The 24641-nt window shown below is 37.6% G+C and carries 23 protein-coding genes and 1 riboswitch; of the genes, 11 read left to right on the top strand and 12 right to left on the bottom strand.

Annotated elements, in window-relative coordinates:
- Positions 1–2 precede the first annotated feature (2 nt).
- Positions 3–467 carry a ribosome assembly cofactor RimP gene (gene rimP / locus HDC90_RS06215; protein WP_167296165.1) on the bottom strand — a complete coding sequence of 155 codons (465 nt, stop codon included), beginning with the start codon at positions 465–467 and terminating at the stop codon, positions 3–5.
- 121 nt (positions 468–588) lie between these two features.
- Complete coding sequence (locus HDC90_RS06210; RefSeq protein ID WP_184464944.1) at positions 589–1020, bottom strand: hypothetical protein; 432 nt, start codon at positions 1018–1020, stop codon at positions 589–591.
- Positions 1021–1037: 17 nt separating this feature from the next.
- Here HDC90_RS06210 and HDC90_RS06205 point away from each other — a divergent pair, with 17 nt between their 5' ends.
- Positions 1038–1382 carry a phage holin family protein gene (locus tag HDC90_RS06205; RefSeq protein ID WP_184464942.1) on the top strand — a complete coding sequence of 115 codons (345 nt, stop codon included), beginning with the start codon at positions 1038–1040 and terminating at the stop codon, positions 1380–1382.
- Between the two features lie 60 nt (positions 1383–1442).
- Here HDC90_RS06205 and HDC90_RS06200 read toward each other — a convergent pair whose 3' ends face one another.
- A complete protein-coding gene (locus tag HDC90_RS06200; protein ID WP_184464940.1) occupies positions 1443–2582 on the bottom strand; it encodes an acyl-CoA dehydrogenase in 1140 nt (379 codons plus the stop codon).
- Positions 2583–2776: 194 nt separating this feature from the next.
- Between HDC90_RS06200 and HDC90_RS06195 the strand changes: the two genes are divergently transcribed.
- Together HDC90_RS06195 and HDC90_RS06190 are read left to right on the top strand one after the other, a co-directional pair.
- On the top strand, positions 2777–3853 hold the full coding sequence (locus tag HDC90_RS06195; protein WP_184464938.1) for an AraC family transcriptional regulator: 1077 nt from the start codon (positions 2777–2779) through the stop codon (positions 3851–3853).
- 108 nt (positions 3854–3961) lie between these two features.
- Positions 3962–6340 (top strand): outer membrane beta-barrel protein, encoded by a 2379-nt coding sequence (locus tag HDC90_RS06190; RefSeq protein WP_184464936.1) that lies wholly within the window; start codon positions 3962–3964, stop codon positions 6338–6340.
- A 10-nt stretch (positions 6341–6350) separates the two neighbouring features.
- On the opposite strand, the gene HDC90_RS06185 is transcribed toward HDC90_RS06190, so the two are convergent.
- The 3 genes from HDC90_RS06185 to panC all read right to left on the bottom strand — a co-directional run bounded on the left by HDC90_RS06185 (position 6351) and on the right by panC (position 8636).
- Positions 6351–7331, bottom strand: coding sequence for a lysylphosphatidylglycerol synthase transmembrane domain-containing protein (locus HDC90_RS06185; RefSeq protein ID WP_184464934.1), 981 nt, complete (start codon positions 7329–7331; stop codon positions 6351–6353).
- Positions 7332–7335: 4 nt separating this feature from the next.
- Positions 7336–7686: an aspartate 1-decarboxylase gene (gene panD, locus HDC90_RS06180; protein WP_090769374.1), complete on the bottom strand. Its 351-nt coding sequence runs from the start codon at positions 7684–7686 to the stop codon at positions 7336–7338.
- 104 nt (positions 7687–7790) lie between these two features.
- On the bottom strand, positions 7791–8636 hold the full coding sequence (panC, locus tag HDC90_RS06175; RefSeq protein ID WP_184464932.1) for a pantoate--beta-alanine ligase: 846 nt from the start codon (positions 8634–8636) through the stop codon (positions 7791–7793).
- A 149-nt stretch (positions 8637–8785) separates the two neighbouring features.
- Between panC and HDC90_RS06170 the strand changes: the two genes are divergently transcribed.
- Positions 8786–9610 carry a glycogen/starch synthase gene (locus tag HDC90_RS06170; RefSeq protein WP_223833471.1) on the top strand — a complete coding sequence of 275 codons (825 nt, stop codon included), beginning with the start codon at positions 8786–8788 and terminating at the stop codon, positions 9608–9610.
- A gap of 22 nt (positions 9611–9632) precedes the next feature.
- Positions 9633–11063 carry a DUF4270 domain-containing protein gene (locus HDC90_RS06165; protein ID WP_184464931.1) on the top strand — a complete coding sequence of 477 codons (1431 nt, stop codon included), beginning with the start codon at positions 9633–9635 and terminating at the stop codon, positions 11061–11063.
- A 140-nt stretch (positions 11064–11203) separates the two neighbouring features.
- Here HDC90_RS06165 and HDC90_RS06160 read toward each other — a convergent pair whose 3' ends face one another.
- Entirely contained in the window at positions 11204–11641 is a 438-nt protein-coding gene (locus HDC90_RS06160) for a single-stranded DNA-binding protein (RefSeq protein ID WP_167296155.1), read from the bottom strand.
- Between the two features lie 56 nt (positions 11642–11697).
- Positions 11698–12759, bottom strand: coding sequence for an A/G-specific adenine glycosylase (gene mutY, locus HDC90_RS06155; protein WP_184464928.1), 1062 nt, complete (start codon positions 12757–12759; stop codon positions 11698–11700).
- A 170-nt stretch (positions 12760–12929) separates the two neighbouring features.
- Between mutY and HDC90_RS06150 the strand changes: the two genes are divergently transcribed.
- The 5 genes from HDC90_RS06150 (at position 12930) to HDC90_RS06130 (ending at position 18253) form a co-directional block, all read left to right on the top strand.
- Complete coding sequence (locus HDC90_RS06150; protein ID WP_025143406.1) at positions 12930–13232, top strand: HU family DNA-binding protein; 303 nt, start codon at positions 12930–12932, stop codon at positions 13230–13232.
- A gap of 8 nt (positions 13233–13240) precedes the next feature.
- Positions 13241–14119 (top strand): M48 family metallopeptidase, encoded by an 879-nt coding sequence (locus tag HDC90_RS06145; protein WP_184464926.1) that lies wholly within the window; start codon positions 13241–13243, stop codon positions 14117–14119.
- A 278-nt stretch (positions 14120–14397) separates the two neighbouring features.
- A complete protein-coding gene (locus HDC90_RS06140; RefSeq protein WP_184464924.1) occupies positions 14398–15948 on the top strand; it encodes an Rne/Rng family ribonuclease in 1551 nt (516 codons plus the stop codon).
- A gap of 137 nt (positions 15949–16085) precedes the next feature.
- Entirely contained in the window at positions 16086–17462 is a 1377-nt protein-coding gene (gene radA, locus HDC90_RS06135; RefSeq protein WP_184464922.1) for a DNA repair protein RadA, read from the top strand.
- A gap of 326 nt (positions 17463–17788) precedes the next feature.
- Complete coding sequence (locus HDC90_RS06130) at positions 17789–18253, top strand: DUF4920 domain-containing protein (protein WP_184464920.1); 465 nt, start codon at positions 17789–17791, stop codon at positions 18251–18253.
- A gap of 202 nt (positions 18254–18455) precedes the next feature.
- Here the strand turns inward: HDC90_RS06130 and HDC90_RS06125 are convergent, their stop codons facing one another.
- Entirely contained in the window at positions 18456–19520 is a 1065-nt protein-coding gene (locus HDC90_RS06125; protein WP_184464918.1) for a branched-chain amino acid aminotransferase, read from the bottom strand.
- A gap of 146 nt (positions 19521–19666) precedes the next feature.
- Positions 19667–20632: a tryptophan 2,3-dioxygenase family protein gene (locus HDC90_RS06120; RefSeq protein ID WP_184464916.1), complete on the bottom strand. Its 966-nt coding sequence runs from the start codon at positions 20630–20632 to the stop codon at positions 19667–19669.
- Between the two features lie 64 nt (positions 20633–20696).
- Positions 20697–20759, top strand: a riboswitch (Fluoride riboswitch).
- An 18-nt stretch (positions 20760–20777) separates the two neighbouring features.
- Between HDC90_RS06120 and HDC90_RS06115 the strand changes: the two genes are divergently transcribed.
- A complete protein-coding gene (locus HDC90_RS06115; RefSeq protein WP_184464914.1) occupies positions 20778–22067 on the top strand; it encodes a voltage-gated chloride channel family protein in 1290 nt (429 codons plus the stop codon).
- A gap of 239 nt (positions 22068–22306) precedes the next feature.
- On the opposite strand, the gene HDC90_RS06110 is transcribed toward HDC90_RS06115, so the two are convergent.
- Together HDC90_RS06110 and HDC90_RS06105 are read right to left on the bottom strand one after the other, a co-directional pair.
- Positions 22307–23608 carry an HAD-IB family phosphatase gene (locus tag HDC90_RS06110; RefSeq protein ID WP_184464912.1) on the bottom strand — a complete coding sequence of 434 codons (1302 nt, stop codon included), beginning with the start codon at positions 23606–23608 and terminating at the stop codon, positions 22307–22309.
- On the bottom strand, positions 23608–24570 hold the full coding sequence (locus HDC90_RS06105) for an NAD-dependent epimerase/dehydratase family protein (protein ID WP_184464910.1): 963 nt from the start codon (positions 24568–24570) through the stop codon (positions 23608–23610). Before HDC90_RS06105 ends, HDC90_RS06110 begins: the two co-directional genes overlap by 1 nt.
- Between the last annotated feature and the right edge of the window lie 71 nt (positions 24571–24641).

The raw sequence follows: 24641 nt of genomic DNA, 5'->3' as shown, positions 1-24641 counted from the left end.
TTTTACTTAAATGAAATTAACACACTTGTTTCTAATATATCATTAAACGGAACATCTGTTTGAATTGCTACCGCCTTTTTCCCTTTTTCTTTAACCGATTCTTCAATCAGCAGATTATTTTCTGTAACCGCCAGCAGTTTCCCTTCCTTTTTCAACCCTTCTTTCAGCTTAATGCTTACCGTACGACCAATATTTTTATTGTATTGACGGATTAATTTCAAAGGCTCTCCAACACCAGGCGAAGAAACTTCTAAATTATAGGCCTGCTCTATCACATTTTCTTCTTCGAGATGAAAACCAACATGCCTACTAATGGCTACACAATCCTGTATGCTAATACCTTCGTCGCCATCAACATGGATAATTAGTTTATTGTTTGGTAACATCTTCACCTCTACCAGAAACAGCTCTGGCCGATCTGCTATTTTTTCCTCAACGAGGGCTGCAACTCTCTTTTCTACCTGCATATTTTAACCTGATTTCATAGAAAAAGGGGACACTGTCCCCTTCTCTTTTCTTCGATTACGATGCAAATGTAGTAATTTTTTAGAAAAAATCAAACACCTGTACTAATTATTATGCTGATTATTACCGTTTAAGTGTTTGTCGCTGTGCTTTTAAGTTCTGCTTGCCATTCCCCATAATCAAATCGCCAGCAGTTGCAAATTTTACCCCTATATAACTCTCCACCAGGTATTCTTTGCCTTTAAGAAAAGGCTGACCGGGATTAAATACAACCGAATCGCCTAGTATCTTAACCTTGCCAGGCACTTCCAGTTCATCCTGTATACTGTCCAAATCGCCCGGTTTTATCAAAACAGAAACCAAATTAAGTGTATCCGCATTAGCCTTATAGGCATTTTTAACCTGTAAGAGGCTTGCCTCATCAATATTTTTAATTATTATTGATGAACTATCTCTCGAAAACTTAATTATTGGTCTGTTGTTTGTATTTGAACATGAAAGCGCAAATAAGACAACAATGATTACGACCTGATATTTAAAAAAGCATTTAAACATTTACAAAAATAACAATTATGAGATTTATTATCGAAATCCTTTTAACAGGACTGGCGTTTTTTATAGGCGCAAAACTAGTACCAGGGGTAAATATTGATGGCTTTGGAAATGCCATTATAGCCTCAGTGCTGATTGCACTTGCAAACGCAACCATCGGATTCATCCTAAGGCTGTTAACTTTTCCGATCAATTTCTTAACGCTTGGACTGGTATCATTTATCATTACCGTTTTAATGATTTTATTGGTTGATAACATGATGACCTCTTTTAACACTTCAGGTTTTATCGCTGCTGCATTCCTGGCAATAGTTGTAGCCTTAATTAAAGCCGTGTTTAGCGCTGTAGTTGGGGAGAAGGAATAGTTCAGTTTTCAGTTGGCGGTTTTCAATTCGAACTGCCAACTGAAAATTGATAACCGGAAACTACCGAATTACTTCTCTCGATATCACCATTTTCTGGATCTCAGAAGTTCCTTCGTAAATCTGGGTAATTTTAGCATCGCGCATTAAACGCTCTACATGGTATTCTTTTACAAAACCATAACCGCCATGCACCTGTACAGCTTCAATAGTTACATCCATAGCCACTTTAGAAGCAAACAGTTTGGCCATAGAACCAGCCTGAGTGTAAGGTAATCCCTGATCTTTTAACCATGCTGCCTTATAAACCAATAATCTGGCAGCTTCAATCTGCGTAGCCATATCGGCCAGTTTAAAAGCAATGGCCTGATGTTCGGAAATTGGTTTCCCGAATGACTTACGTTCTTTAGCATACTGTGTAGCTAACTCGAAAGCACCTTGCGCAATACCCAGGGCCTGGGCAGCAATACCTATCCTTCCCCCTTCTAATGTTTTCATGGCAAATTTGAAACCAAAACCATCTTCGCCAATTCTATTTTCTTTCGGCACTTTAACATCATTAAACATCAATGAATGTGTGTCGGAGCCGCGGATACCCAATTTATTTTCTTTTGGTCCAATGGTAAAACCCTCCACTCCCTTCTCTACAATAAAAGCGTTTATACCTTTATGCTTTAATTCAGGGTGAGTTTGTGCAATAACCAGGTAAGTTGATGCAGTACCGCCATTGGTAATCCAGTTTTTTGTACCATTCAGCAAATAATAATCGCCTTTATCTTCTGCGGTTGTGCGTTGCGAGGTAGCATCAGATCCGGCTTCGGGCTCCGACAAACAAAAAGCACCGATTTTTTCTCCTGCAGCCAATGGTTTTAAATATTTTTCTTTTTGGGCTTCACTGCCGTAATTTTCCAATCCGTAGCAAACCAAAGAGTTGTTTACTGAAACCACTACAGAGGCAGAGGCATCGATTTTAGATAGCTCTTCCATTACCAAAACGTAAGAAATAGCATCGAGTCCGCTTCCGTTATATTTTTCGCTCACCATCATCCCCAAGAAACCAAGTTCTCCAAGTTTTTTTACCTGCTCTGCCGGAAATTTCTGATGTTCGTCTCTTTCGATTACGCCAGGTTTTAATTCTTGCTGCGCAAAATCGCGGGCAGCCTGCTGGATCATTAATTGCTCTTCACTTAATTCAAAATGCATAACATTTATGTATAAAAGGTTAGTAAATCAAATGTAGCATTTCTGATCGAAATTACTATGGCTGCATAGTAATTTATTTTATCTCATGGTACTTTTATAATTTATTAAACAATCCTAAAAAATATTATCATATTTAAAATGAAAGTATTAGCTAGAGTACACCCTGTTTAATGTAAGATTATTATTTTTGTTAAATGAACCTAGAGCAACAAATATTATTTTTCTTTAGTGCCCTGGGCGCATTTAATGGTTTTATCATTAGTGCGTATTTGTTATTCTTCAAAAAACCAAAATCCACATCTTCTTTTTTTCTTGGGCTTTTGCTTGTGTCTCTTTGTTTAAAGATCAGCAAGTCGCTTCTTTTTTATTTCTATCCGGCCTTACCTGGCATTTATATTCAAATTGGCATTTTAGGAAGTTCATTGGTTGGTCCATCTCTTTTTTATTTTGTTCAATCGGCTTTGGGGCAAGATTTAAAGTATAAAACTACAATGACGGGAACATATCTCTTTTGGTTTTTTGCAATTGTAATTGCCAGTATCATTGCGCCGTATGACAGTAAATCTGATGTATGGGAAAATTATATCGGAAGAATAATTTCAATACAATTTACCGTTTATATTGTATTATCTGCCTGGTTGCTCAGAAATGTTTTCGGCAAAATTTTCAGCAAAGGGGGCAAGATTTCTACAACAGAGACACTATTGCTATCTGCACTTATTGGAAATATAATAGTTCCTGTGGCATTTAAGTTACCTATCTTATCATTTTTTAATGGTCCTTGCATAAGTGGGGCTTTATTTTTCTCGGCCGTTCTTTACTTAAACACTTTCTTGTTTATTAGCAGAAGAAAAAACAACAATCTTTTTTCGGGCAGCCAGAATTTGGTTCGTTATGCCAACAAGAAGATAACCGAAGAACAGGCCGCGACACTAACTGACAGACTACAGAAGATTATTTTGGAAGAGGAGCTATATAAGAATTCTGATCTTAAGTTAAATGATTTAGCCAAAAAAATTAACATTTCGGGTCACCAGCTTTCGCAATTGCTCAACGACAACTTAGGCAAAAGCTTTGCTGCTTACATCAACGAATTTAGAATAAACGAAGCTTGCGAATTAATTGTTAACGATAGAGGCATTAAGCTCGAAGCCATTGGATATGAAGTGGGATTTAATTCCAAATCTACTTTTTACACCGCTTTTAAAAAACACAAACAAACAACCCCGATGCATTATAAGGAACAACTATTAGTTGTTTCATCAAACTAAATTTGGTCTCGTTTTATAATTCCGAACGCCTAAATCTGAGATTCAAAACCCCTTATCTACCCTTCTCTTCTAGTTTTGGAGCATTCCGCAAAATCCAAATACACGAAGATGAAACCGACATTGTTATTCTGCCTATTCTTATTTATACCTCTATTTCTAAATGCACAAACGATTAAAGGCAAACTGATTGATCACAGAAGCAAACAAGCTATACCCTTAGCCAATTTGGCTTTGGCCGATAAAGACCATCCAACAATGATCAAACATACCAATAGCGATACCACCGGATTTTTCGAATTTAGAGACCTGCCAAATGGAAAATACATTTTATCGGTTACTTTAGTCGGTTACCAAAAAACACAAAAAGAGTTATTGATAAATGCGAACAGCCTGAAAACAATTGATGTGGGCGACATTTTAATAAAAGAAGACACTAACCTACTCCAAGAAGTAACCATAACAGGGGGAGTACCAAATTTTAGCACAAAAAATGGTCAGATTAAAATCGGTATTGCCAACAATGTATTTTTCAAGTCCGCCTCTAATTTGTTAGATGTGTTTAAGAAACTACCTGGCTTGCAGGTTAACGAGGACGGAACAATCTTAATGGCAAGCAGGGCAACTCCAACCTTATTTGTTGATGGCAAGCCGGCAAACATGAACAATAATGAAATCATTTCCTACCTCAGCAGCTTGTCGCCAGATATGGTTGAATCGATTGAAATGATTAACCAGCCTTCATCAAAATATGATGGAGAATATCAGGGAATTATCGACGTAAAACTGAAGCGAAACCAGTCTTTAGGCTTAAGAGGCACCTATAATGCTCGTTTTCAACGAAACAATTACAGTTTATTGGATAATAATTTATCCCTGGTGCTTAAAACAAACCGGTTTGTGTACGACTTAAGGCTAGGCCATACAGGCGGTAGCACGTTTTATCAGTATTATTCCCTGCAGTATTTAGCCAATACAAACGCAATGACTACCGATACCAAAACCATTACCTCCAACCAGAACTTTAATGTGCAGGCAAAAGTAACTTATGAGGTAAAAAAAGGGCATAACCTAGAGGCTTTTTTACGCACTTACCAAATGGACAGAAATGCGGTGTCTGGCAATCAGTTGCTTACCCAAACCATTAACTTAGATCACACAATTGCATTCGTTAAAAGCGATAATAATGCCTTTCCTAAGCAACATAATTATTCAGCCGGGATCAATTATGATGCGCAATTTAAGAATAGCGAACTTCACGTAATTACCTCTTTGGCCCAAATTGACAATCGACAAACCGAAGATATCCGGAACCGTAACGTACTTAACAATCAATTGTTAAATTACTGGAAAACAGGCTCCAGAAATAATATAATGATTCATGCCGCACAAACTGACTACAGCCAAAAAATAGGTAAAGGAAAATTAGAATTCGGCGGAAAATTTGCATATACAACTACGGAGAACGACCTCCGTTATGATACATTAGCCAATGATGTTTTTAACTTAGATCCTAACCGGAGTAACCAGTTCCGCTACCAAGAGTATATTGGCGCAGGCTACATTTCTTATATTGGTCAATGGAGTAAGTTTAGTTACAGTTTAAGTTTAAGAGCAGAACATACGCACACCATAGCCAATTCGATTACTACTGGCAGTATTACAGAAAAAAAGTATATAAAATGGCTCCCGAGTTTGAACATTACTTATGATATTAACGAAAGCGAACAGCTCAATTTCAGTTATACCAGACGATTAACAAGGCCAACCTTTGCCATGTTAAATCCTTTTCGTTTTTATTACAGTCCACGGCATTATTGGATCGGCAATCCCTACCTACAACCCTCTACAACTAGTCTTTTCGCTTTATCTTACAGTAGAAAAAGCCTTAATATTTCGCTAAATGCGGGAAAGGAAACAGATCCAATGGGGCGTTATCCCGAATACAATCCAGTAACTAATGAGTTGATTTTTCTGGGTAGAAACCTACCCTACCGAAAATTTGCAAACCTGCAAATAAGTTCTCCTCTTACTATAAACAAATGGTGGCGAATGAACAACAACATTGCCTTCTATTACAATAAAGAACTAACGCCTTACTTTGGAGCTACCTACGAAATACCCATATATAATTATATAATTAATGGCAGTCAGGTTTTTACCTTAAAAAATTGGATTTTGGATGTAAGTTATACCTATGAATCGAAAAGTGGTAATGGACTTTATATTATGGCTCCAGTGTATGGAATTGATTTTGGTGTGCAAAAAGCCTGGTTAAAAAACAGGATCAATACTAAACTTACGCTTTACGATGCATTTGATAACATTAAAAGAAGGCTTATTTTTAGAGAGAAAAGTATTATCAACAACGATTTCTACCACTATTTCGCTTCGCAAAGACTGGTTTTTAGTTTAACTTTTAATTTCGGAAATTCGACTTACAAGGCTAGGGAAAACAAAAAAAGTGATGAAGAGAATAGAGCCAATTAAAAGAAATCGACTATCCGCTTTGTTTCTTAAACAAAATTAGCATTAGGCTCAAACAGCCCAAAATCAATATAAGCAAAACCTGTGAAGAATGAATAATGGTTGAGTATGCTAACCCATCTTTAAAAGAAATGGAATAAAGTACCAGTGACTGGGCAACCATCCAGTGGAAAACACCAATACCACCCTGAACAGGGGCTGCCATAGCAAACCCGGAGAAAACAATTGCGGTAAATGCAGCGTTAAAATGTAATTCTGAAGTAGCTTGAATGGAAGAAAAAGCGAAATACATGGAAAGTGAATAGAAAAGCCATATTCCTAGTGTATAAGTTAAAAATAATCCTTTTTGTTTTAACTTGCTATATGAGCCAAATCCCTGGCGCAGACTTACAAAAATGCGCAAGAATTTTTTACTGAATTTTTGACGGAGAAAATATATTGCAACAGCAATGATCAACAAAATAATGATACCCAAGCCAACCAACCACAAATAGTTAATCGCACTTAATTTTTTAACAAGATTGAGATATATGGTTTGATAAAGAAAACCGGCTACAATATCATACTGAAAAATTAGCATTGCCAAACTAGTGAGAAAAAGCGTCAGTATATCAAAAAGCCTTTCGGTAATTACAGTGCCTATGGAGGCAAACATCGGTACTTTTTCGGCTTTATGGATTACCGAACATCGGCCAAGCTCGCCAAAACGCGGCAATGCAAGGTTTGCCAGGTAGCCGATCATTACCGCATGATAGGTATTCCAGAAACTTACTTTGTAGTGGATAGACTGATAAAGCATCTGCCAACGCAGTGCCCGTAATACGTGGGCAATCCAAACAGCAAAAGCTGAAATGATTACCCAAAAATAATTTGCGGTTTTAATTTCCTGCCAGATCTTTCCTAAATCCTGACCCCGAAACGCTAAATATAGTACCCCAATCCCGATTAAAAACAGGATGATATACTTTAGCACTGTTTTAAGGTTGAATATCACAAGGTTATTTTAGCAAGTGGTTGTTATCGTCAGGAAAAACAAGAATCGGGTTGTATTTTTTGGCTTCTTCTATAGGTAATGCACCGTACGACATAATGATCAAAATATCGCCAAGTTGTGCCAAACGCGCTGTAGCACCATTTAAACAGATGGTTCCGGTGCCGCGTTCGCCTTTAATTACATAAGTTTCGAAACGTGCACCGTTGTTATTATTTACAATCTGCACCTTTTCATTCGCAATAATGTTAGCTGCATCCATTAAATCTTCATCTATCGTAATACTGCCTACATAATTCAATTCGGCCTGTGTTACCCTAACACGGTGTATTTTCGATTTTAATATTGTGATAACCATTTGGCAAAGTTAGTAATCAGTTTGGAGTTTTGTGTCATCAGTTTGGAGTTTCAAGAAAACTTAAAGGCCAAAGCTTAGGGAGGTAAGAAACTTTAATCTTGATTCTACTTAATAATCATATTATCGATGAGCCTGGTCGTCCCTACTTTTGCAGCAACCAGGGCTACTAAGTTATTTTCGTCTTTTGATTTGGCTGGTTCGAGTGTATTGCCATTAGCAATGGTAAAATAATCGAGTTCAACACCTTCAATATCCTGATAGAATGCTCTTGCCTTATCTATCAATTCTCCGAGTGAGTATTCATTAAAATGATCGACAACAAACTGCAGCGATTTACTCAATACGAGCGAATGGATGCGGTCATCGGCTGATAAATGGACATTCCGGCTGCTCATCGCTAAACCATCATCTTCACGGATAATCGGACAGGTAATAATAGTGATAGGCAGCTTAAAGTAAGCCAACATATTTTTAATCATTAATACCTGTTGGAAATCTTTCTGCCCGAACATGGCCACATCGGGTTCTACGGCATCAAACAGTTTTTTTACAATCTGCGTTACGCCCTGATAATGGCCTTTCCTAAATTCTCCTTCCAATAGAAATTCGGCATTGCCTAAATCAATGTGCCAGGCTTCGTCAGCACCTGTTGGGTACATTTCATCTACATTAGGCATAAACACACCATCACAACCTGCATCGGCCAACATGGCTAAATCGTGTTCTATAGGGCGCGGATATTTGTCTAAATCTTTAGGATCTGTAAACTGCGTTGGATTTACAAAAATGCTACAGATAATGATATCGGCATTCTGTTGAGCCAGTTTTATCAACGATATGTGGCCATTGTGCAAGGCACCCATGGTAGGCACAAGTGCTATTTTTTTACCTGATGCTCTTAAGGGTTTTAAAAAAGCCTTAAGTGCTGCTTTGGTTTTAAATATTTCCAATTTGGACAAACTAAATTAAAGCCGTAAAGGTGTAAATTAATCTAAACGAAACCAAACAAATGCTTGCTATATTGATAAATAGTATTATTATGCTTACCTTTGCAGCTCATTATCTTTTATTTAACTTAATATTTTCTTAGAATATGGAGATGGCAAAAACGAAGCTGCTGATTGTTACACACGAGATGTCGCCTTTCCTCGAGCTTACTAAAATTTCTGAAATCACGCGCCAATTACCACAAGCAATGCAAGAAAAAGGATTCGAAATCCGTATCTTGATGCCTAAATTTGGCAACATCAACGAAAGAAGAAATCGTTTACACGAAGTAATCCGCTTATCAGGAATGAACATCATTATCGATGACAACGATAATCCTTTAATCATTAAAGTAGCCTCCATCCCAGCTGCACGCATGCAAGTTTATTTCTTAGACAACGAAGAATATTTCCAGCGTAAACAAGTATTTAGAGATGCAAGCGGAAAATTCTTCGACGACAATGACGAGCGTACGATTTTCTTCTGTAAAGGCGCATTGGAAACTGTTAAAAAATTAGGCTGGGCACCAGATATCGTTCACTGTCATGGCTGGATGAGCGCATTAGTTCCTGCTTATATTAAAACAACTTATAAAAACGATCCTACTTTTAAAAACTCTAAAGTAGTATATTCTATTTATGAGGATGGCTTTACGGAGAAATTAAATGCTAATTTTTCTAAGAAAGCAGTAATGGCCAATATGACTGAAGATGATACGAAAGCATTCTTACCATCTGATTGCGACAGCATGCACATTGGCGCCATAACACACTCTGACGCAGTAGTTTTAGCAGATGAAAACCTAGATAAAGATGTGTTAAAATTTGTTAAAGATTCCAATAAGCCAACATTAGCTTTTAACTTAACCGAGAATTTCGAAAACTTCTATACTTTTTATGAAGAAATTTCGAATGACGAACTGGTTTCACTTGCTTAATTAAGGTATTATTATTTTAAATATGAAATTTACAAAACAAGACTTATTAACCCTGTTGATAGGTCTTTTTCTTTTTGCATCATGCAAAAACCCTGATGGTGTGGGTTTAGACGTTGATCCGGCTACAACCATTACCGGAACGTTGGTGGTATCTCCGGTTAAGTCTCAACTTGTACTAGAAGATCCTGCCAATACCTATGGATTAAACCGTTATCCGTTGGGATATATGACAGACCCTACCTTTGGAAAAACTGAAGCCGCTTTAGCATTAACGGTTTATCCGGTGAGTACGAGTTACGATTTCGGTACTTCTCCTGTATTAGACTCTGCAGTTTTGGTATTAAAAATTGATACAACTTCTACATTAACCAAGTTTTACGGTGATACCACCAATTCTAAATACAGTATCGATGTTTATCAGTTAGCCAATAAAGTTACAACTTATAAAAGCACCGATGTACAATCGATTAACAACACGCTTTTAGGCAACTTTACAGGTAAGCTGGCGCCAAACACCAAAAGGAAGATACTGGATATTGTTCCTGGCAAAGCTGATACCTTAAAAACCGTACCTGCGCAGATTAGAATTCCTTTAAACAGGGCGTTTATACAAAATGCCATATTAAACTTAGGTACTGCAGGAACAGCAACAGACACTAAATTTATAGAATCGTTTAAAGGTTTATATGCACAGGTTAATAAAACCTCTTCTACAGGTGTTGGAGGGATTGCATTTATTAACTTTTCAGGAGCTGACTCTTACCTTCAACTGGTTTGGAAAAAAACTAACTCATCAAACGGCATAGATACTGCTAGTGTGAATTTCCCTATCGGAAGGATGGTTACGAATGCTACGCAAACGGCAAATGTAATTTCTGGTATTGCTGCGAATATTAAACACGATTATACCGGAACACCAGTACAGGATCAAATTGCAACCCCAAATCCTTCAGCTCCATATAGCGTAACTTATTTACAAGGTTTAGCTGGTGTAAAAACCAAGTTAACGTTCCCTGAATTGACAAATTTTAAGAGTACTTACGGGAAAGCAATTATCAATAAGGCAGAATTAGTAGTAGAGCTTGGCGAAAGCGCACCAGCATATCCTTTTAATGCCGCACAGCGCCTTTCTTTATATCGTTGGGATATTGCCCACCAAGCTGCCGATATACCTGATTATACCACATTTTCGAGTAGTGCTTCAGGTGGTGCAGCACTATTTGGCGGTTATTTCGATTCGTTAAAGAAACGTTATATCTTTATTGTAACCAGCTATGTTCAGAGTTTGATTGATAAAAATGTTGAAGATTATGGCACATTTTTAGCACCTACGTCTTATACCGACTTTCAGAGAGTACCTAGTGCCACATCGGCTGAAAGATCGATTATAGGTGCCAGCGATGCAACTGCAAATAAGATAAAGCTAAATATTTACTATACTAAGATTAATTAGCTATTTTAGTATTGATCAAAAAAACTCCTGCCAACAAAACTGGCAGGAGTTTTTTTTTGCACCTTATTTTAGGACGGGACAGCTGCATAAAAAAAGCCACCTCTCATCAGGCAGCTTTTTTATTCATTTTAAGCCCTTAATTAAAACGGAAGATCTCCATTTTCATCTGATGGGCCGATGGTAAATTCATCATCAATTTTAGTTTCAGCGCTTTGATGCGTTGGCGTTGTAGGACTTTGCTCGAAATCACTTTTTCTACCCAACATGGTAAAGTTTTCTGCTACAATCTCTGTTACATATTTTTTAACCTTTTCTTTATCTTCAAAGGATCTTGTTCTCAGCTTGCCTTCTATATAAACCAACTTTCCTTTCTGCAGGTATTTGGAAGCTACTTCGGCCAATCCACGCCATAACACAATATTGTGCCATTCTGTTTGTTCTACTCTCTTACCGTCTTTGTTGTATGTTTCCGATGTAGCTAATGGAAAGCTGGCTACCGTTACGCCACCGTCTAAATGTCGCACTTCAGGGTCTTTGCCTAAGTGGCCTACTAAAATAACTTTGTTAATCCCAGACATAAATATTTTTGGTTAGTTGTTTCGTTTTGTAAATGCGCACCGAATAAGATGGTTAGTTACTCCATTTTGTCCATATAAAAATATTCCAGAACAAAATCATGGATTACTTTTGGTTGCGGTAACTCATCTAACTTAGTTAAAGAAACCCAATTAAGTTCCTTTTGCTTACTAAAGTTAAATATATAATTTTTTAATGCAAAAAATTGTATATGGATTATTTGGTGTGTTAATATATGTTTTTGGGCTTTTATAAATGCAAAATCGGCCTTATTTCCGAATACAGATTTTACCTGATCGATGAATAATGGATTGCTCCACTCGTATTTTTCTGTTGTTTCTAAGCTAGGGAAATCATATAAATGCTGCCATATATCTCCCGCTTGTCTCTCCCTGATTAATACTTTATCATTTTCAAAACAAATAAAATAATTAAGATGCCGGTGTTTTTGCCCAGCTTTTCGGATTTTAACTGGAAGTACATTTACCAGATTATGGTTATAAGCATAGCACTCCTGACTAAGCGGGCAAATGCTGCAATTGGGCGATTTTGGCTTACACTGCATGGCCCCAAACTCCATAATCGCTTGATTATATAAGGCAGGGTCTTCTTTATAGAGCAAATCATTGGCTAATGCATAAAACTCTTTTTTTCCGGCCGGGGTGTTTATTGGTGTTGCCGAGCCATAAAATCTGGAGAGTACCCGAAATACGTTTCCATCTACCACAGCGCGTGCTTCACCAGATGAAAAAGAAGAGACTGCAGCAGCTGTATATTCACCAATTCCTTTCAATTTTAGGAGTTCATCATGTAGATTTGGGAAGATTCCCTGGTAATCTTTCACTACAATCTGAGCAGTTGCGTGCATATTTCTCCCTCTTGAGTAATAACCCAAGCCCTGCCAAAGCTTTAAAACTTTGGCCTCGGTAGCATTGGCAAAATCTGCAACAGTAGGAAAATTCTCTAAAAACCTATTAAAGTACGGAAGTCCTTGTTCTACCCTTGTTTGTTGCAATATAACCTCTGATAGCCAGATGGTATAAGCATCATTGGTATGCCTCCAGGGCAAATCTCTTTTGTTTACCAGGTACCAATTGATGAGTTCATTTTGAAATGTCATTGCTGCAAATTACGGTCTATTTATCCGATTAAAAAAAAACTTGCAATTGCCTGATAAGTCTAGTGATAAAAAAATCATCTTTTATTTCCCTATCTCATTAAAAAGCAATACTTTTGCAACCCCAAAACAGTAGTAATATTAAAACATAATAATATAATAAATAATAAAATATGACTAAGGCAGATATTATTTCAGAAATATCAACAAAAACCGGAATTGAGAAGGTTGATGTACAGGAAACAGTTGAGGCATTTTTCAAGGTTATCAAAACCAGCATGATTGGCGGTGAAAATGTATACGTTAGAGGCTTCGGAAGCTTTGTTGTTAAAAAGAGAGCGCAAAAAACTGCGAGAAATATCTCAAAAAACACTGCAATAATTATCCCAGAACACTTCGTACCGAGCTTTAAACCAGCAAAAGTATTTGTTGATAAAGTGAAAAGTAATTCAAAAAAAATTAACGTAGAAGCCTAAGTCTTAATATGAGTAGCAACATCAGATCTAAACAAACCATTGTTATTGGAGCGATTATATTGCTTGTTGCATTCTTATTTACAAGAGACATTAAGGGTTTGGTTAAACCAACGGAAGAAAATGGGAAAATGCCTTCAAGTGGCCCAATGGCCGGAGCAGGCTCTCCATCAACAACCTCGGTGCTAAACCTCGAAACTTCGTCTACTGCTGCAAAAAATGTAATCAATAAAAATTTGGCTACAGATATTACAGCTTTAGAAAACAGCTACAAAGGCGCAAATGGCGCAGAAAAGATTGAACTTGCCAAACAACTGGCTCAGAAATGGGACGATGTTGAACAAATTACTCCGTCTGCACTGTATTTAGAAATTGTGGCCGAAGGCGAACCATCATCAAAATCGTGGTTAGCTGCCGGTAATCAATTTATAAAAGCTTTTGAAAGCACACAAGATAGCATTGCGCAGCCTGTTTTATTGCAAAAAGCCAATCTATCTTATAAAAAAGCGTTAGAGAAAGACTCTACAAACATTGAAGCCAAAACAGGCTTAGGTGTAACTATTGTAAACGGCTTAGGCGCACCAATGCAGGGTATTGCAATGTTGTTAGAAGTTGTTGCTAAAGAACCTAAAAATGTAAAGGCAAATATGAACTTAGGGTTATTCTCGATAAAATCAGGTCAGTTTGATAAAGCAATTCCTCGTTTTAATACAGTAATTGCCGCTGCTCCAACCCCTGAAGCCTATTTTTATTTAGGAACAGCTTTAGAAAATTTAGGCAGAAATAAAGAAGCAGTAAATGCTTACCTATCAAGCAAAAAATTAGCGGCTAACTCAACCTTATCTTCATTCATTGATAAGAAGGTGGCTGAACTAAAGAATAAAAATTAATTAACAGATTAATAAAAACATTTAAAACTTAAAACTATGCCAAGCGGTAAAAAAAGAAAAAGACATAAAATGGCTACCCACAAACGTAAAAAACGTTTAAGAAAAAACAGACATAAGAAAAAATAGTTTCTTATTTTGATAAAGCCAGTTAAACCTCATAGTAAACACTATGAGGTTTAAACAATTTATATGATTTTTATTATATATGTTTTTGGCAATATCATTGTTTTTATTTACTATCCATTTGTTAATAGGCGAAAGCCTTAAATCTGTAGCTGTTGGTAAAAGAATTAATTATCAATTCGACTCCTGCCGGAGTTACCATAGCGTTGATTGAAGACAAACAACTTGTTGAGCTTCACAAAGAACAAATCAATACTAACTACGCCGTAGGCGATATTTATTTAGGCCGCATTAAAAAAATTATGCCTGGCCTGAATGCTGCTTTCGTGGATGTTGGTTATGAAAAAGATGCTTTTTTGCATTACTTTGATTTGGGCCCTCAGGTGCAATCTTTAATTAAGCTAACGAAGATCAAGCGTAATGGCTCGGTTACAGGCACATTATTAGATAATTTAAAGCTGGAAGCCGATATTAATAAGGCAGGCAAAATTTCTGATGTGCTTAGTAAAAACATGCTCCTACCTGTACAAATTGCTAAAGAACCAATTTCTACAAAAGGTCCGCGTTTAAGTTCCGACATTTCGATTGCCGGCAGGTATGTGGTACTGGTGCCATTCTCCAATACCATATCTGTATCAAAAAAAATTAAAAGTAATACCGAACGTAATCGTTTAAAAAAGATTATTGAAAGTATTAAACCTCAAAACTTTGGGGTTATTATCAGAACCGTTTCTGAAGGCCGAGGGGTTGCCGAAATGCAAAAAGATCTTTTAGATTTAATTGCTAAGTGGGAAAACTTCGTTAAAAAAGTGCCATCTACCGAACCTTCAAAAAGAGTTTGGGGAGAAATGGACAGATCATCAACGTTAATCCGTGATATTCTGAACCCTGATTTTACAAACGTTTACGTAAGTACGCCAGAGCTGTATGATGATATCCGTTCTTATGTTCACGATATTTCTCCTGAAATGGAAAAAATCGTTAAGCTGTACAAACAGAAAGAACCTATCTTCGATCATTTCGGTGTAGAAAAGCAAATTAAAAATGCTTTCGGAAAAACAGTAAACTTACCAGGTGGTGCTTACCTTGTTGTAGAGCACACTGAAGCACTCCACGTGATAGACGTGAACAGTGGAAACCGTACTGCCAGTAAAGAAAATCAAGAAGAGAATGCTTTACAGGTAAACAAAGAGGCGGCTAAAGAAATTGCCCGTCAACTGCGCTTGCGCGATATGGGCGGTATTGTGGTAATCGATTTTATCGATATGCACAAACCAACAAACCGTAAAATACTATTCGATTATTTGCGTGAGCTGATGTTATTGGATAGAGCCAAACATACTATTTTGCCTCCAAGCAAATTTGGTTTGGTACAAATTACCAGACAACGTGTTCGTCCGGAAATGAATATTGTTACGGTAGAAAAATGCCCGGCCTGCGATGGGACCGGAGAAATTAAAGCGAGTATCGTTTTAATGGATGATATTGAGAACAACCTTAATTATATTTTAAGAGAGCAGAATGAAAAAGGCGTAACGCTTTGCGTACACCCATATATCGAAGCTTACATTACAAAAGGCATTTTCAACCTTCAACGCCGCTGGTTCTTTAAATATGGCCAATGGATTAAAGTTAAGGCACAATCATCATATTATTTAACCGAGTTTCACTTTATCTCCGCAAAAGATGAAGAGATTAAATTATAACTCAAAACTCATTTAACAGAAAGCCTGGATTAAAAAATCCAGGCTTTCTTGTTTTGAGATAAAACCTCACAGGTTTTTGAAACCTGTGAGGTTTATCAAGGAGAAAGGTTAAATTCGTAATCTAAAATTTTAATCAATTGGCAAAATCAAAAACTGCATTTTTCTGTCAGAGCTGCGGCTACGAATCGGCAAAATGGTTGGGTAAATGCCCATCATGTAACCAATGGAATACCTTTGTTGAAGAAATCGTAGAGAAAAGCCCTGCATCGGTACCTACCTGGAAAACCGACAATACCAGCCGAAAACTTAGTAAACCGAGTAAGGTAGACGAGATTCAATCCTCAACAGAACGCCGCATACTAACAGGCGATAAAGAACTCGATCGCGTATTGGGCGGTGGACTGGTAGAAGGGTCACTTGTTTTAATTGGCGGCGAACCGGGCATCGGCAAATCGACCTTAATGTTGCAACTGGCTTTAAACTTAAAAGGCAAAAAGCTGCTCTATATCTCTGGCGAAGAAAGCGAACAACAGATTAAAATGCGGGCCGAGCGGATTAAAGAAAGTCCATCATCTGATTGCTATATCCTAACCGAGACGTCGACCCAAAATATTTTTAAGCAGATCGAGATCCTCGTGCCTGAAATTCTGGTGGTCGATTCAATTCAAACATTGCATTCCGCACATATCGATTCAACTCCGGGCAGTGTATCACAGGTAAGGGAATGTACCGCTGAACTATTGCGTTTTGCAAAAGAAACCGGTGTGCCGGTTTTCTTAATCGGCCATATCACTAAAGATGGCGCCATTGCAGGACCTAAAATACTCGAGCACATGGTTGATACGGTTTTGCAATTTGAAGGCGACAGGCACCACGTTTATCGCATTTTAAGATCTATCAAGAACCGATTTGGTGCAGCAGCAGAATTGGGGATCTACGAAATGCAGGGCAGTGGCTTAAGAGAAGTCTCTAATCCTTCTGAAATTTTGTTGTCACAGCGAGACGAAGAGTTGAGTGGAATTGCTATAGCTGCCACTTTAGAAGGCGCCAGACCGATGTTAATTGAAACACAAGCCTTAGTAAGCTCAGCTGCATATGGAACCCCTCAGCGCTCTGCAACAGGCTTTGATACTAAGAGAATGAATATGCTCCTAGCCGTTTTAGAAAAACGTTGTGGCTTTCGGTTAAGTACACAAGATGTTTTCTTAAATATCGCCGGTGGAATTAGGGTTGAAGATCCTGCAATTGACCTGGCTGTATTAATTGCCATTATATCATCGCATCAGGATATCCCTGTATCTTCAAAAAATTGTTTCGCTGCAGAGGTAGGTCTATCAGGGGAAATAAGAGCAGTAAATAGAATCGAACAACGTATTGCTGAAGCAGATAAATTGGGTTTCGAAACCATTTACATCTCTAAGTACAATTTGAAAGGCATTGCAACAGAAAAATACAACCTTGAGATTAAAGCAGTAAGTAAAATAGAAGAAGTATTTGGTCTCGTTTTTGGATAAAAAAGGTGGGGAAATAACTCAACAACATTCCTCGTAAAAGAGGATAATATTCTACGTTTCTACAACATCATTAATTATTAATAAAACCAGCATAAAAAAATAACTTACTGAATACAAGGATATTAATTACAACCAAAACAAAGATTAAAGTTTTGGTTTTTTGTTTGCCTATAAAATTAATAAGATGTAAATCATAGAATTTGATTTATACAATTATAGGGATGATTTTCCTCGTTAACGGATGTTAACGAGGTTTTTTTTGCCTTCATTATTTAGAAAATTTTTAGATAACTTTGATTAGATCATAACTGGATAATTATAAAATCATGAAAAAAATCATTCTAAGCCTGGGCTTTTGCCTATTTACGGCACTTTCATTTGCTCAAACCGCATATACAGGTCAAAAATTTGGAGAAGAGGTTAAACCTGGCGATGTAAAACCAGCTGCAAAGATGGAAACTGCTATGGATGATAAAAAAACTGTCGATATGAAAATCGAAGGCAAGGTAGTAGATGTATGTAAGAAAAAAGGCTGCTGGATGACGTTAGAAATGCCTAATGGCGATCCAATGCGGGTAACTTTTAAAGATTACGCTTTCTTTATGCCTATGGATATTATTGGCAAAAAAGTAGTTTTGGATGGCTTGGCGAAGAAACAGACCATCTCAGTAGAAACTTTACGCCATTATGCCGAAGACGCCAAAAAATCTCCTGAAGAAGTAGCTAAAATTACCGATCCTAAAAAGGAACTGGCATTCGAAGCCAAAGGCGTGGTAATTTTGGATAAATAAGAATATCCTTTTGCCTCTATTCGTTACCCTGAATTTATTTCAGGGTCTTTATCGCATGAAAGATGCTGACCGCGAAGTAAGCTATTAGACCTTTAAAGACAAAATAATCGGCTAATAAAAAATTCAGCATGACGATAATAAAAAAAAAAGAAACCCCGGTACAGGATCTGCATCGGGGTTCCCTATTTATATAGATTTCTTATTATAAAACCCAGTTCCAACCAAATTCATCAGGCGCTAAGCCGTAACGGATATCGTTCAGTTTTTTAGCAATACCATTAGAAATATGTCTTGTTGATGGATCAGTCAATTTATAGAGCTGACCGTTATAACCCAATTCGCCAACATGAGTTACTGTAGCTGCAGTTCCTGCGGCAAAAGCTTCGGTTAAGCTGCCGTTTTCGATTCCTTCAATTACTTCTTTAACAGAAACCCTACGCTCTTCAACTTCTACTCCAGCATCTTTAGCCAATTTAATAATGGTATCACGCGTTACACCATCTAAAACAGTACTGCGCACCGACGGGGTAACCAATTTACCGTTAATTACAAAAAGTAGGTTAGCTGTTCCAGCTTCTTCAATAAACTCATGTGTTACCGAATCTGTCCAGATCAATTGATCGTAACCTTCTTTTTTAGCTTGCTCGAAAGGATATAACGAGCGTGCATAATTTCCAGCAGTTTTGGCAAAGCCCACACCACCTTCGTCTGCACGTGTAAATTCAGTTTCGATTTTAACTTTTAATGCATTGCTATAATATGGGCCTGTTGGGGTAGTTAACAAAGCAAATTTATAGGTATCAGAGGCTTTAACCCCTAAATATGGATCCATAGCAAACATTACCGGACGAATATATAAAGCATAATCTTCCTGATTAGGCACCCATTTTTCATCAACACTGATTAATGCGGCCAAACCCTGCATAAAAATTTCCTCAGGAATGGTCGGCATCGACATTCTTGCTGCTGATTTGTTAAAACGTCCGAAGTTTTTATCAGCACGGAATACACTAATTTTTCCGTTTGGCTGACGATAAGCTTTTAATCCTTCGAAAATTGCCTGTCCGTAATGAAGCGCAGAAATTGCTGGGCTCATCGGAATTGGGCCATAAGGAAGAATCTGTAAATTTTTCCATTCGCCATCTTCGTAGTCGGCAGTAAACATGTGATCGGTAAAAACCTTACCGAACGGTAATTGCGAAAAATCAGTAACAGTCAAACGTGTTTGATCTGTTTTGGTGATTTTTATATCTAATGTCTCGGTCATTGTATTTGAATTTTGAATGGGTGAATTATCTAATGATTGAGTATTTTTCCCCGCTCATGCTCTAATTCAATAATTCACTCATTCTGTCATTAATTATTTCGCGCAAATTAAGAAAAAACAGGCTTTTTTAATAGCTTTTTGCAATATTAATCTTTGTTTTTGAGTGTTTTAAGTACACTAAGTACCCAGCCTTTGCCCCACTCTTCCATTTGCTCATCGGTCCATAGAAACGGATAAAAGATTCTCTTCTGAAAACGCGGAGGCAGATACTTTTGCCAATTGGTTCCACCTGTTGCAGCAATATCAACAGGATCTTTCTCTAAATAACGTACAGCCGATTTGTAATGCGACAACGGCCATTCTACATTTACATACAGATCCAGCTTACGTAATTCTTCGGCAAGGTCAGAAACATCGGCTCCATTGGCCTGTAATTGATGATATAAAGCCGAGAAATTAGTTAAAGTACGATCTTTGGCCAATTGCAAAAATTGAACTGAATATTTTTTAATAAATTGCTTTAGGGTTAAAGTTTGCTTGCCCGAAGCCAGTTCAGTTGCACCAAATTTCCAATAAATATTTTCGAATTGTTCTTCTATTGTTGCAGTGCTTAATTCTTCACGTTTTGTTTTGTCTACTAATCGGATAAAATCTGTAGCGCAAATCTCGATCATCCTATACTGGCCTGACTGAAATCCACTTGCAGGTAATAACGACATTCGGAATTTCAGAAACTGTTGTTTCTCCATACCATCAACCATCACCTCAAAAGAGCTAGTTAAGGCATTGAAATAAGCATTGATCCGTTTTACCCTTGCAGTAAAAAATTCGACAGTTAAATTTTCATGCTCCGCAATCTGCCTGCATTCGTGCAGTGCAAGTTTAAAATAAAGTTCGGTAATCTGGTGGTACATGATGAAAATCTCTTCATCAGGGATCGATGTTTTAGGATTCTGCAGGCTCAGCAAAGTATCCAAATGAATGTAATCCCAATAGGTTAAGAAATCGGCATATAAAAGCCCATCGAGGTACGATGCCATATCTTGCCCCATTGCTGTATACTTCTCTTGTAGTTGGTGTAGTTTGTCTTTTATTTCGGGTGTAAAATCCATGGTTTAAAGTTAGCTGCACAAAGGTGATAAAGATTTTGCAACAAATAACTAAATTTTATACATTTGGAACAATGGCGATGGAGTGCCGCCAAAACCGCCAAAACAGGCTGATGACTCCTACGATTTTGGTTTAAAATTGATTTCAATGCCTGTTAAAAAACTAACAGAAGGATTTCTTCTGTCTATCAAACACTTTATTAAACTCGACTTCGGATTACTCTTAATTAGCACTTTAAAGTGGCTGTTAATCTCTGCAATATTGGGTGGAATTATTGGCTCTGCCTCTGCCCTGTTTTTAGAAACTTTAAACTGGGCAACTAATTACCGTGAACAACACCTCTGGATTATCGTCTTTTTACCAATTGCAGGTATAATTATTGGTCTTGCCTACCATTATTGGGGGGCAGCAGTTGTAAAGGGCAATAACCTCTTAATTGAGGAATTACAATCGCCCAAGAAGGTGATTCCCCTGATTATGGCGCCGCTTATTTTTGCAGGAACCATTATAACCCATTTATTTGGCGGATCAGCTGGAAGAGAAGGTACAGCTGTGCAAATTGGAGGAGCCTTTGCAGACCAGTTTACGAAACTGTTTAAACTTAAAGCCAGAGATCGAAAAGTGATCCTCATCTGTGGAATCAGTGCTGGCTTCGCTTCTGTTTTTGGAACACCTTTGGCTGGTGCTATATTCGGATTGGAGGTTTTTGTGATTGGAAGTTTAACCTACAGTTCAATTCTTCCTTCATTTATCACGGCAATTATTGCCGATTATGCCTGTAAGGCTTGGGGCGTTGGGCATACGCATTATTCTATAGCTGCTATACCAGAAATGGATTCGATCAATTTATTGTTATCGTTGGGCGCGGGAATATTATTCGGGCTGGTGGCAAGGTCTTTTTCGGCCCTAAACCACAGTTTATCCAGGCTTTTCAGCATTATTAAATACGCGCCATTACGCCCATTTATTGGCGGATTAATTTTAGTTGCCATTATCTATCTGATTGGGAATACACGATATATCGGTTTGGGCATTCCGGTTATTTCAGAATCCTTTGTAAAACAAGAAGCGTATTACACATTTGCAATCAAATTGTTTTTAACTGCATTTACCTTGAGTGCAGGATTTAAGGGTGGAGAGGTTACTCCTCTTTTTTTTATAGGGGCCACCTTAGGAAGCTTTTTGAGTTTTGTTATCCCTTTACCGCTCAGCCTGTTGGCAGGAATGGGTTTTGTAGCTGTTTTTGCAGGGGCAGCGAACACGCCTTTGGCTTGTATTTTTATGGGTGTAGAATTATTTGGCGCTTCATCCGGAATCTATATCGCCTTAGCCTGTGTTACTGCTTACTTATTTTCAGGCCATACGGGAATTTACCGGTCACAAAGCATAGGTGCACCTAAACATTTGCTATTGAAGCGGCATCAGTTTTTGAGGTAGGGCGCGTGGGGCGTACAGAGAAAAATGTTATTGTCATTCTGAACGCAGTGAAGAATCTACAACAAACGAAGCACTAAAAGGCAGCACTCTAAAAAAGATTCCTCGTTGCACTCAGAATGACAGATTTTAACAGGAAGGTGGCCATCTCGACTGAAGCACAGTTCCGAATTTTCGGGAGAGAGATCTTTTAAGATAGACTTCTCGACTGCGCTGCACTCCGCTCGAAATGACGATACTGATTAATACAACACCCTAAACTTTATCGTATGCTCAATCTTTTTAAGCGATTTAAACAATTGTTTATCGTATTCTGTATTGATATCGGTAATGGCATAGCCAATTTCAGGATTGGTCATTAAAAACTGGCTCACAATATTAATATCGTGTTTGGCAAAAACAGTATTGATTTTTGCCATAATACCCGGAACGTTTTTGTGAATATGAATTAAACGATGCGATTTTTCAATCTTTGGCAATTGCAAATTTGGAAAATTATTACTTAAATAAGTTGCGCCAGTATTCATAAAATCGGCAACCCGTTTCGGGATAAAGCTGATGTTACGTGGGTTATTTTTCGGATCATCAAAAACAACAATACCTTGTGTGGTGCATAAACTGAGATCTATTTTATTTTTTGCATTACCTAAATATCCAATAGTTTTTAGCTTAGCTGCACTTTTTAACTGTTCCTTGTTTATTTTTTCTCCGTCAGCTAACAGGATAATTCCCACGTCTTTTACATATTTATCTTCAAAAGAAGTTTTATGTCTAATTGATAGACCATCATTTTTGAGGATAGAAATGGTTATGGGGTCAACCTCACCAATTACCAGGCAAAGGATTCTGTTTTTAGGATAAGAAATTGCACGCGGCAGATCATTTACGTACAAAAACTCGTCGAAACTTGGTGTTACATGGTCAGCTTTCGAAACAATGCTTTCACGGGCTATATTCTCGGTAAATGCAAAAAACTTATTAATGATACCGCTTTCACGCAGCTGGAAATCAGAATAACCATCACCTATACCAAATAGTTCTCCTTCGAGTTTTAAATGCTGCAGTAGTTTTACTTTACCACCTTCTTCACTTAAAGGATTGGCATGATCATAATCTATAATTTTACCATCGCCAGTAGTTACAAAGGTATTGGCATAAATATTTTCCTTTTTAATGTGGTACTGGCTCACTACAGGGGTAATAAACTCTTTAAATCCACCAGATACAATTAAAACTTCATCGGCATGTTTCTTAAAAAACTCGGCATTACGCGAAAAAGAAGTAGATACTTTCTTTTTCAAATGTTTGATGAGTTGTTTTAAATGATCTTCGTTAGCCTCAAGAAGCTTAACACGTTGTGCTAAACTTTCGGAGAAGGAAAGTTTTCCTTCCATGGCAAAATTGGTATAATCTTCAATTTTTTGGAAAATCGCCTCTTTATCTGGGTGGTTCTTTAGCGAAATTCGGGCTAATTCATCAAGTGCTTCTACCTGTGTAAAGGTACTATCAAAATCGATGATGTAGTAGGCTTTCTGTTTGGGCATTATCTTAAATGTTGGGTAATTTCTTTTATGCTTTCGGCAACCGGCTTAAAGGTAATGCCTGTTTCCGCTTTTACTTTATTATTATCGTAATAACTTAAGGTTAAACTGCTCTTAGCTGCATCTTTGGTGATGGAAGGTTGCTTACCAGTAAATATAGATGCGAATTTTAGCGCCCTCCAGGCAATTCCAAGCATCCATGGTTTTGCTTCTTTTGCTGGCGCTTTAACACCAAAACCCTGTGCAATTTCGCTGAACAGCTCTTTGTAATGATAATCATCGGCAGAAATGATATACCGCTCTCCCGACACCTCGGTATCCATTAACAGGATCATTACTCTGGCTACGTCCTCAACATCAACAAAACCCGAAGCTCCATCTGTATAAAATGGAAAACCACCTTTTACCAGTTTAAAAATTGCCCCACTCCCTTCAAAACCAGCATTTTTACCGATAATTACCGACGGATTGACAATAACGGCATCTAAACCTTCAGTAATACCACGCCAAACCTCCATTTCCCCTTCATATTTAGACAAACCGTAGGCATGTGCTTTTGCATCGTACTCCCAAAAGTCTTTTTCGGTAATTTTATGGCCTTTTTTTGCATTACCCAGGGCAGCAACCGAACTCACATGCAATAGCCTGCAATTATTTTCGGCACAAAGGTTTACAATATTCGAAGTACCTTCTATATTTACATGAAAAAGCTGCTTTTTATCTTTCGGGTTAAAGGATACAAATGCAGCACAATGGTAAACTTTTGTAATCCCTATAAAGGCATCTTCTAAAGTAGAAGGCTCATTAATGTCGGCCTCAAACCATTCAATCAAAGGAATATTTTCGATCAACGCGGGGATTTTAGATTTTTCCCGCCTCAGTGCCCGAACAGTTAAACCACTGTTGGTTAACTGCTTAATTAATTCAGATCCTAAAAATCCAGTTCCTCCGGTTACCAGTATCATTTTATTTTTTTCGAGCTATATGTGGAAATACGCATTCAAAAATAGATATTTGAGCCGAGAGTTTTAAATAT

Source organism: Pedobacter sp. AK013 (assembly GCF_014205835.1).
Lineage (GTDB): Bacteria > Bacteroidota > Bacteroidia > Sphingobacteriales > Sphingobacteriaceae > Pedobacter.
This window is presented reverse-complemented; position numbering and strand designations above follow the sequence as displayed.

Excerpts from the sequence above, each read along its gene's own strand:
- rimP (WP_167296165.1), bottom strand. The coding sequence starts at position 467 with ATGCAGGTAGAAAAGAGAGTTGCAGCCCTCGTTGAGGAAAAAATAGCA.
- HDC90_RS06210 (WP_184464944.1), bottom strand. The coding sequence starts at position 1,020 with ATGTTTAAATGCTTTTTTAAATATCAGGTCGTAATCATTGTTGTCTTA.
- HDC90_RS06205 (WP_184464942.1), top strand. The coding sequence starts at position 1,038 with ATGAGATTTATTATCGAAATCCTTTTAACAGGACTGGCGTTTTTTATA.
- HDC90_RS06200 (WP_184464940.1), bottom strand. The coding sequence starts at position 2,582 with ATGCATTTTGAATTAAGTGAAGAGCAATTAATGATCCAGCAGGCTGCC.
- HDC90_RS06195 (WP_184464938.1), top strand. The coding sequence starts at position 2,777 with ATGAACCTAGAGCAACAAATATTATTTTTCTTTAGTGCCCTGGGCGCA.
- HDC90_RS06190 (WP_184464936.1), top strand. The coding sequence starts at position 3,962 with ATGAAACCGACATTGTTATTCTGCCTATTCTTATTTATACCTCTATTT.
- panD (WP_090769374.1), bottom strand. The coding sequence starts at position 7,686 with ATGGTTATCACAATATTAAAATCGAAAATACACCGTGTTAGGGTAACA.
- HDC90_RS06170 (WP_223833471.1), top strand. The coding sequence starts at position 8,786 with ATGGCAAAAACGAAGCTGCTGATTGTTACACACGAGATGTCGCCTTTC.
- HDC90_RS06165 (WP_184464931.1), top strand. The coding sequence starts at position 9,633 with ATGAAATTTACAAAACAAGACTTATTAACCCTGTTGATAGGTCTTTTT.
- HDC90_RS06160 (WP_167296155.1), bottom strand. The coding sequence starts at position 11,641 with ATGTCTGGGATTAACAAAGTTATTTTAGTAGGCCACTTAGGCAAAGAC.
- mutY (WP_184464928.1), bottom strand. The coding sequence starts at position 12,759 with ATGACATTTCAAAATGAACTCATCAATTGGTACCTGGTAAACAAAAGA.
- HDC90_RS06150 (WP_025143406.1), top strand. The coding sequence starts at position 12,930 with ATGACTAAGGCAGATATTATTTCAGAAATATCAACAAAAACCGGAATT.
- HDC90_RS06145 (WP_184464926.1), top strand. The coding sequence starts at position 13,241 with ATGAGTAGCAACATCAGATCTAAACAAACCATTGTTATTGGAGCGATT.
- HDC90_RS06130 (WP_184464920.1), top strand. The coding sequence starts at position 17,789 with ATGAAAAAAATCATTCTAAGCCTGGGCTTTTGCCTATTTACGGCACTT.
- HDC90_RS06125 (WP_184464918.1), bottom strand. The coding sequence starts at position 19,520 with ATGACCGAGACATTAGATATAAAAATCACCAAAACAGATCAAACACGT.
- HDC90_RS06120 (WP_184464916.1), bottom strand. The coding sequence starts at position 20,632 with ATGGATTTTACACCCGAAATAAAAGACAAACTACACCAACTACAAGAG.
- HDC90_RS06115 (WP_184464914.1), top strand. The coding sequence starts at position 20,778 with ATGCCTGTTAAAAAACTAACAGAAGGATTTCTTCTGTCTATCAAACAC.
- HDC90_RS06110 (WP_184464912.1), bottom strand. The coding sequence starts at position 23,608 with ATGCCCAAACAGAAAGCCTACTACATCATCGATTTTGATAGTACCTTT.
- HDC90_RS06105 (WP_184464910.1), bottom strand. The coding sequence starts at position 24,570 with ATGATACTGGTAACCGGAGGAACTGGATTTTTAGGATCTGAATTAATT.